Consider the following 8,945-nt stretch of genomic DNA (forward strand, 5'->3'; position numbering starts at 1 on the left):
TAAAAAAATAATTTGTGAACTTTTTTAATAGTCAGTTTAACAAATGTTTAAAAAATTTATATAGGGTATATATTTATAAATGATGAAAAATTGATGATTTTCTGTTTGAAATAAAAATAAAAAAATTATAAAGCAAAGGCCTTTAGGCTCTTGTTTGACTTATCAAGTATATGTTTAACAACGGGACTGCTGGCCTTTTTATGTCTGGAAAATTTTTCATCGGGAATGTCAAGAGGGGGAAATGGAATGACGCTAAGTATTAAAAACTTAACAAAAATATATTCTGGTAATAAAAAAGCAGTCGACAATATTTCATTAGATATTGAATCTGGCGAATTTATTGCTTTTATTGGAACAAGTGGTAGTGGTAAAACAACTGCGCTAAGAATGATTAATCGTATGATTGAAGCTACCGAAGGAACAATTGAAATGAATGGTAAGAATGTACGCAATATGAATCCTGTAGAATTGCGTAGAAGTATTGGTTACGTGATTCAACAAATCGGGCTTATGCCACATATGACCATCCGCGAAAATATTGTCTTAGTACCTAAACTATTAAAATGGTCTAAAGAAAAGAAAGATGCAAAAGCTAAGGAATTAATTAAATTAGTAGACTTACCTGAAGAGTATTTAGACCGTTATCCTTCTGAGTTATCAGGCGGACAACAACAACGTATAGGGGTAGTACGTGCCTTGGCAGCAGAACAAGATATCATTTTAATGGATGAACCTTTTGGTGCGCTAGACCCAATTACTCGTGATACATTACAAGACTTAGTTAAAGAATTACAACAAAAATTAGGTAAAACATTTATCTTTGTCACACATGATATGGATGAAGCAATTAAATTAGCCGACCGTATTTGTATTATGTCTCAAGGTAAAGTAGTGCAATATGATACACCAGATAATATACTCAGAAACCCTGCCAATGATTTCGTGCGTGAATTTATCGGTCAAAATAGGCTTATTCAATACCGTCCAAATATGCGAACTGTAGAAGATGCGATGATTACACCAGTTACAGTCAAAGCAGATGATTCACTTAATGACGCGGTTAATATAATGAGACAACGTCGTGTAGATACACTATTCGTAGTGAATAGCCACAACCGTCTATTAGGATTCTTAGATATTGAAGATATTAATCAAGGATTACGTCAACGTAAAGAACTGATAGATACAATGCAACGTGATGTATATAAAGTACATATTGATTCTAAATTACAAGATTCTGTGCGCACAATCTTGAAAAGAAACGTTAGAAACATCCCAGTCGTAGATAATGATAATACGCTAATAGGCCTTATTACACGTGCTAACCTTGTTGATATTGTTTACGACTCAATTTGGGGCGAAGAAGACCAAGATATGATTCTGTCAGACTCACATATGAACGATGTTGAACGTGAAAATGAGCTAGGTAATCAAGAGAAGAATGATCTTGCTCAACAGAATGATAAAGATGCCACGCATAAACAGAAAGATGTTACAGATAGATTGGACACACACGACATAGATGAAACACATGAGTCAGGAGTTGATCGTTAATGCGACAATTTTTCCAAGAGTATGGAAGTCAGCTCGTATCGAAAACGGTTGAACATTTTTATATTTCAATCATCGCACTACTCATTGCGATTATTGTTGCAGTACCTTTAGGCATCTTATTATCTAAGACAAAGCGAACTGCGAATGTAGTGTTGACGATTGCGGGCGTACTTCAAACCATTCCTACGTTAGCCGTGTTAGCCATCATGATTCCAATCTTTGGTGTAGGTAAAACACCAGCAATAGTTGCATTATTTATATATGTATTATTACCAATTTTAAATAATACCGTATTAGGTGTGCAAAATATCGATAAAAATATTATTCAAGCTGGTACGAGTATGGGTATGACGAAGTTACAACTTATGAAAGACGTAGAATTGCCATTGGCGTTACCTTTAATTATTAGTGGTATTCGTTTATCAAGTGTTTATGTGATTAGTTGGGCGACGCTTGCCAGTTACGTTGGTGCCGGTGGTTTAGGCGATTTAGTATTTAATGGATTAAACCTTTACCAACCACCAATGATTATTAGCGCAGCGGTTTTAGTAACATGTTTAGCACTAATCGTAGACTTTTTACTTTCTTTAGTTGAAAAATGGGCCGTGCCTAAAGGATTAAAAGTATCTAGATAATAAGGGAGGATATTGAATTAATGAAAAAGTTAAAACTTACTTTCATACTTATGGCATTGTCTCTCGTTGTATTATCTGGATGTAGCTTACCAGGTTTAGGCGATGGCGATGGCAAAGACAGTGTGAAGATTACCGCTACTGAAACAAGTGAGACAAAAATTATGGCAAATATTGAAAAGTTGATGATTGAACATTACACCAATGACAGAATTAAGCCGACGATTGTTGGTAATTTGGGGTCTAGTATTATTCAACATAACGCCTTACAACGTGGCGACGTAAATATGTCCGCCGTAAGATATACAGGGACTGAATTAACAAGTGTACTTGAGGCGCCACCAACGAAAGATACGAAAAAGGCGATGTCAGAGTCGCAAAGACTTTTCAAAAAGAAATATGATCAGAAGTTTTATAATTCATTTGGATTTGAGAATACGTATGCATTTATGGTGACGAAAGAAGTTGCCGAGAAATATCATCTTGAAAAGGTTTCAGATTTGAAAAAATATAAAGATGAATTGCGTTTAGGTATGGATACGCAATGGATGAACCGTGCGGGCGATGGTTATCCAGCGTTCCAAAAAGATTATGGTTTCAAATTTTCGAGTGCACGACCAATGCAAATTGGTTTGGTTTACGATGCGTTGAAGAATAAAAAGTTAGATGTAGCAGTAGGGTATTCCACAGATGGTCGTATTGCGGCGTATGATTTAAAAATCTTAAAAGATGATCGTAAATTCTTCCCGCCATATGACGGAAGCCCATTAGCAACTGAAAAACTAATCAAAGATAATCCTAAAATTGATAAAGCTTTACAGAAACTTGAAGGTAAAATTAGTACGGAAGAAATGCAGAAATTAAATTATGAAGCGGATGGTAAAGGAAAAGAGCCAGCTGTTATTGCTGAAGAGTATGTGAAAAAACATAATTATTTCGAAGATGATACTAAGAAGGGTGGTCAAAACTAATGAAAGGTAACTTGTTAAGTTCACTTTATGAATATTATACCTTGAACTTTGGCTATCTAATGGAGTTGTTTTTTAAACATTTATTAATGTCAGTTTATGGGGTACTATTTGCATGTATTATAGGTATTCCATTAGGCATCTTGATTTCACGTTATACTAAATTGGCGTGGCCGTTAATTACAATTGCGAATATTATTCAAACGGTACCAGCAATCGCAATGTTAGCGATACTGATGTTATCGCTCGGTTTAGGACCTACAACGGTTGTGTTTGCGGTCTTCTTGTACGCTTTACTTCCAATTATAAAAAATACGTACACGGGTATAACAGAAGTAGATTATAATATTAAAGATGCTGGCAAAGGTATGGGCATGACTAAAAACCAAGTTATGCGTATGATAGAATTGCCATTATCATTATCTGTTATTCTTGGAGGTATTCGAATTGCGTTAGTTGTAGCGATTGGTATTGTGGCAATCGGTTCATTTATTGGAGCGCCAACCTTAGGTGATATTATTATTCGTGGTACTAATTCTACAGATGGTACAGTATATATTTTAGCGGGGGCGATTCCAATTGCCTTAATCGCTATTCTAATTGATTTAGGACTACGCTTTTTAGAACGCCGACTAGATCCAACAAATAAAAGCAAAAAACGACAAAACCAAGTTCAAAGCATTAATTAAAATAAAAGTATAAGTCTAATTATGAAAATTAAAATTCTAGGAGAGAAGATGATGTCTAGTTGATGTCATCTTCCCTCCTCTTTTAATATTAATACTCCGTATTGTTTGGCTCGCGTTCTTAGGGGGACTGGCTAAGCCACGGTCTTAGCCTAGCCCTGTTCCCTCAAGAGTCTCGCCAACAATACTAAGTTGTACAAATTTAATTGACGAGTATTAATAACTTAAAAACTTAAAAAAATTGAATTTTTGAAAAAATATAGATACGTTAACAATAAAGATAACATAAGAAACGAAATTGAAATTCTAATACGTATAAAGCATTTAATATCAAGGGAGGTATATGATGAATAAATTGTTAATAATATTAAATATAATCGCCATTGCTGGAATTGCTATAGTTTTTTTAACGTTATTTTCTGAAATTTCGTCATTATATCAATTCATTATTTACGTGACTACTTTTTTAATTTTATTAATCAATGCTTCAGTCTATTATTTTTATTCTAGAAGGATATGAGTAAGTTAAATTAATAACCACATCAAATTTTAAGAAAATCTGATGAATCTACTAAACTCTATAAAAAGACGAAAAAGACAATTTCTATTGAAATAAAATAGAAATTGTCTTTTTTACTTAATAATTAATTAAAACAAGATTGAAGCGAGTGGTGGAACGATGGCTACGATAATAACACCGACGATAACTACGGCGATACTACCCATTGATTCTTCAGTTTCACCAAGTTCTTTAGCAGCGGCAACACCAAGTGTATGTCCGCTTGTACCTAATGCTAAACCACGGGCAATAGGGTTTGAAATTTTAAACCATTTAACAATTTTAGTTCCTAGTGCAGAGATAACAACTGCGTTAAGGATAACGGCTAATGATGTTAATTCTTTTACACCACCGATACCTTCAGATACTGGTAAAGCAATAGCTGTTGTAGCCGCTTGTGGTAACATTGATGCTCCAATTTTATCGCCTAATTGGAAGATGATTGCGACTAAGTAAATTAAGATAAGTGCAATTAATGTCCCAATTGCGATACCACCGAAGATTTGTAACCAGTATTTTTTAAGTACGTCGCGTTTTTTGTATAAGGGAATCGCAAAACTGATTGTTGCGGGTTCTAAGAAGAAGTTAATGATGTCCCCACCGATTTTATAGTTTGCGTAGCTAATGCCGGTTACTTTTAGAAATACGATACCTGCTACCATGGCTACGAATAGTGGTGCAAGTAGGAAAAAGCCGTTTGTCTTTTTATAAAAGTATTGCGCGATAACGAATGGAATAAGTGAAAGTAAAATTCCGAAATATGGTGTTGTAATACCTAAGTGATCAACCATTAGTTACCCTCCCCAAGTTTAGTTTTTTCATTTTGTTCTTTAGATGGGAATAATGATTTTGTTACGAATAATTGAGAAACAAAACCTACACAGATTAATAGTAATAATGTTGAAACGATGATTAATAAAATAATTAATATAGGATGCTGGCTCAAAATTGGTAATGAATTAATTACAGATATTCCAGCAGGAACGAATAGGAAACTAATATTGTTTGTGAGTGCAGTCCCTACGCCTTCAACTTGTCCTAATTTCACGATGCCTGTGCACAATAGAATGAATAATAATACAAGACCAATTACTGAAGCGGGCATTGGAAATGGAATAAAACTTTCAATAATTTTAGAAATGAATAATACTATGGCAATGGTTAATGCTTGCTGGAAAAAGTTGTAAGTTTTAGCTAACTTACCAGTTCGTTGAGCAGCACCATTTGAGGCATTCTCATTCGACATAAATAAACGCTCCCTTTTCTTTCATTTAATGTATTTAGAATAGAACGGAAACAGTTTTTTGTGGCACATTTATCTGTGAGTTACAGAAATAATTGGGTGAGTTGCATTAAATTACAGTTGAAAACCAAGAAAACGCTTTATTAAAATTAAAAAAATAAGAATCTGAAACAAGGAGATAAATCTTTCAAATTAAAGAGAAAATGATAACGTCTATTGTAATAAAATAGAGACTATTATATTTATTGATTCTATTAAAAACCACTTGGAAATATCTTATTATTTTAAGTATTTTAATGAGAAATTACATAACCAACGTAGTATTGTTGGATAGACTCCTAAAAGAATACTCTAATTGCTAAATTTGGCAGTAGTTGTCTGAAATTAAGATACGTCAAATCTGTACTTTCTTCATTCCTAGCCAACCTTGCCGGGGCGGGACTACGAAATCTTTGAAATTTGGCAGTAGTTGTCTGAAATGAAGATGCGTTCGAGCTTCACTTTCTTCATTTCTAGTCAACGTTGCCGGGGCGGGACTACGAAATCTTTGAAATTACATTAGATTTCTGTCTCGCTCCCTAGATTTCTGTCTCGCTCCCAAACAATACGAAGGATTGATAAAAGGAGTATTAATAAAAAAGACGTAGACATGACTCAAATATGAATCATGTCTACGTCTGTATGCTAAGGTTTAATTCCTAATCTCGTTATTAATTTAAAGTAGTCCGATTTCGTGTTTAAAAGGCTTCATATATGAACGGCTTACTTGGAATTTTGCGCCAGAACGCATTGTGACTTGGTACGTATAATTAAACCAATGTTCAATACAGTCGATGTGTTGTTTATTAATAATTGTAGCTCTGTGAATCTTGATAAACTTGTTGTCTGGCAATTTTTTCTCATAGTAATTTAGCGGTTCAGTTGTTTCGTACGTGTATTTAGTAGTCGTAATCGTCGACACACCGTTGTGGACAGATACGGCAGTAATATCATTGATGTTAATAATATAAATACGTTCGTTTGCTTCAATAGGTAGGACTGATTCCTCATTATTTGAAGTTTGAGATATTTCGGGAAATGACACTTGTTGATTAGACGTTATCTCTTCTGATGTTTTAGACGGAAAGCTAGCAATTTTTTTCACTTTCTGTATGGCTTGTTCTACACGTTCGAGTTCAAAAGGCTTTAGAATATAATCAATTGCGTTAAGTTCGAACGCTTTAACCGCAAATGTATCATGTGCCGTAGCGAAAATAATGTAAGGTGCGTGTTTCATTTTTTGTATTTTACGCGCTAAATCTATACCATTTTCATCCATTAAATTAATATCTATAAAGACTAAATCATAAGTTTCATATAGTAATTTTTCTAACGTTTCTTCAATATTTTCTGCTTCATCAATCAAGTCAAATCCTGAGATTTTATCTAATAAGTAATGTAATTCATTACGAGCTAAGGGTTCATCATCAACGATTAATGTCTTCACTTAGTTGTCCTCCTTTGTGTAACTATAGGGAATATAACAACTTACAGTTGTACCTTGTGCAGTGGAATCAAAATGCAATTGTGCTTTTGAACCATATAGTCCTATTAAACGACGGTTTAAATTCTCTAAGGCGCTACCTGTTCCAGTTTCTGAAGTCACACTCATTTGCCCAACTAGCGGTAATTTTTCAGCTTCGATACCATGACCATTATCGCTAACTGTAATTTTAAGCGTTTGTTGTTTAGAATGTGCTTCTACATTGATGATGTTATCTGTACGGCGATGTTTAAACGCATGTTTTACCGCATTTTCAACTAAAATTTGAATAATAAAAGGTGGAATCAACACATTTTCACAAGAATCATCAATGCGATATTTAATCGTAAAACGATCAGGAAAACGCGCTTGTTCAAGCGCTAAATACGCCTCAACTTGTTGCAATTCTTTATCTAATGTAATCGTATTATTTCGAGCACCTTGCAAGTTAGATCTAAAGAATTGGCTCAATTGTAATAATAATTTTCGAGCTTTCTCACTATCAATACGTACAAGAGCTGAAATTGTATTAATCGCATTAAAGAAGAAATGCGGATTCACTTGTGCTTGTAATGATTTGATTTCTGCATCTCGTAAGAGTTTGCTTTGTGTTTCAGCCTGGCCTAATTCCAGTTGACTTGAGAAAATGTTTGCTAAACCTCGAGTGAGTTGTTTTGTCGATGTAGTAATATCATGCTTGTCCGTAAAATAAAATTTTAAAGTACCAGTAACTTCTTTGTTAGTCATTAAAGGAATAACAATCGCAGCTTTAAGTGGACAATTAGGATGATTACAACCAATCCCTTCTTTAGAATGTGCTTCTTTTAATTTCCCAGTTCGAATAACTTCTTTGGAGAGATGGGTAATAATCTCTTTTTTAGCCACGTGATGATTACTACCAGCGCCCACATGCGTTAAGATATCAGTTTTATTTGTAATCGCGACGGCCGATACTTTCATTAATTTTAAAATGATTTCAGCAACCGGACGTGCAGACGCTTCATTCAATCCAGAACGAAAGTAAGGTAACGTCTTATTAGCCAATTCTAAAACATCATGTGTTTGAATTGCACGTGTCTGTTCTTCTTGTCGTAAAGTTGACAAAATTATCGATAAAAATATTGCCGTTCCGATACTATTAATTAAAATCATCGGTAATGAAATGAATTGTACCAAGGACCAAGCGGCAGAGGTATGATTGGCAAATACAATGATACAAATCATTTGAATAGCCTCATTTAAAGCACCAATAATTGCTCCTGTTAAAACAGTAGGATACGTATAACGGCGCATAGTACGGTAACCGTAAAAGCCAGAAACCAAGGCGATAATCACAGATGAAATCAAATAAGTATAAGCGTTCGCACCTCCTATGAAGAGGCGAGATAACCCTGAAATGATACCTACAATAATCGCGACAAAAGGCCCGCCAATTAATCCTGACATGCCTATCGTTAAAACGCGTGTGTTAGCCATAGAAGCTTCACTGTTCAAATGGTAGTAAATATTGCTAGACACAATTTTGCCATTTTCAATTTCGATGCCAGTAAAGTTCGAGATAATCGCAAAGAGCGAGAAGAGAATCGTTAGTTGCCATTGCGACCGTAATTTCTCACGTTCACCCATCATCGTCTTAAAATGATTAATGTTCATTAACATATAAGCAATGATAATGATTAAACCAACGCGCTCATGTAATAAAATAAATAAGTTAAACATATTTCGCACCTATGATATATTTTTTTAAACTTAAAATTTAAGCTATTACTTTATTATAGTAT

The 8,945-nt window shown here is 34.3% G+C and carries 7 protein-coding genes and 1 pseudogene; 4 read left to right on the top strand and 4 right to left on the bottom strand.

Features of this window, described 5'->3' with window-relative positions; all coding sequences use genetic code 11:
• Positions 1-246: 246 nt before the first annotated feature.
• Genes CD147_RS09805 through CD147_RS09820 form a run of 4 tightly spaced genes read left to right on the top strand, consistent with a single transcriptional unit; the run spans position 247 to position 3,843 of the window.
• Positions 247-1,554: a betaine/proline/choline family ABC transporter ATP-binding protein gene (locus CD147_RS09805; RefSeq protein ID WP_103167207.1), complete on the top strand. Its 1,308-nt coding sequence runs from the start codon at positions 247-249 to the stop codon at positions 1,552-1,554.
• Complete coding sequence (locus CD147_RS09810; protein WP_103167208.1) at positions 1,554-2,189, top strand: ABC transporter permease; 636 nt, start codon at positions 1,554-1,556, stop codon at positions 2,187-2,189. The genes CD147_RS09805 and CD147_RS09810 overlap by 1 nt, the downstream gene beginning before the upstream one ends.
• 20 nt (positions 2,190-2,209) lie before the next feature.
• Positions 2,210-3,157 (top strand): osmoprotectant ABC transporter substrate-binding protein, encoded by a 948-nt coding sequence (locus CD147_RS09815; RefSeq protein WP_103167209.1) that lies wholly within the window; start codon positions 2,210-2,212, stop codon positions 3,155-3,157.
• Positions 3,157-3,843, top strand: a complete 687-nt coding sequence (locus CD147_RS09820) for an ABC transporter permease (protein WP_103167210.1) — start codon at positions 3,157-3,159, stop codon at positions 3,841-3,843. The genes CD147_RS09815 and CD147_RS09820 overlap by 1 nt, the downstream gene beginning before the upstream one ends.
• A gap of 645 nt (positions 3,844-4,488) precedes the next feature.
• Here CD147_RS09820 and lrgB read toward each other — a convergent pair.
• The 4 genes and pseudogenes from lrgB to CD147_RS09840 form a co-directional block, all read right to left on the bottom strand.
• Positions 4,489-5,190, bottom strand: a complete 702-nt coding sequence (gene lrgB, locus CD147_RS09825; protein WP_103167211.1) for an antiholin-like protein LrgB — start codon at positions 5,188-5,190, stop codon at positions 4,489-4,491.
• Positions 5,190-5,645 carry an antiholin-like murein hydrolase modulator LrgA gene (lrgA, locus tag CD147_RS09830; protein ID WP_103167212.1) on the bottom strand — a complete coding sequence of 152 codons (456 nt, stop codon included), beginning with the start codon at positions 5,643-5,645 and terminating at the stop codon, positions 5,190-5,192. The genes lrgB and lrgA overlap by 1 nt, the downstream gene beginning before the upstream one ends.
• A gap of 712 nt (positions 5,646-6,357) precedes the next feature.
• Positions 6,358-7,128 carry a response regulator transcription factor LytR gene (locus CD147_RS09835; protein WP_103167213.1) on the bottom strand — a complete coding sequence of 257 codons (771 nt, stop codon included), beginning with the start codon at positions 7,126-7,128 and terminating at the stop codon, positions 6,358-6,360.
• Positions 7,109-8,883: pseudogene (locus CD147_RS09840) on the bottom strand (LytS/YhcK type 5TM receptor domain-containing protein). Before CD147_RS09840 ends, CD147_RS09835 begins: the two are co-directional and overlap by 20 nt.
• Positions 8,884-8,945: the final 62 nt, after the last annotated feature.

It is taken from the genome of Staphylococcus devriesei (assembly GCF_002902625.1).
In the GTDB taxonomy this organism is placed as follows: Bacteria; Bacillota; Bacilli; order Staphylococcales; family Staphylococcaceae; genus Staphylococcus; species Staphylococcus devriesei.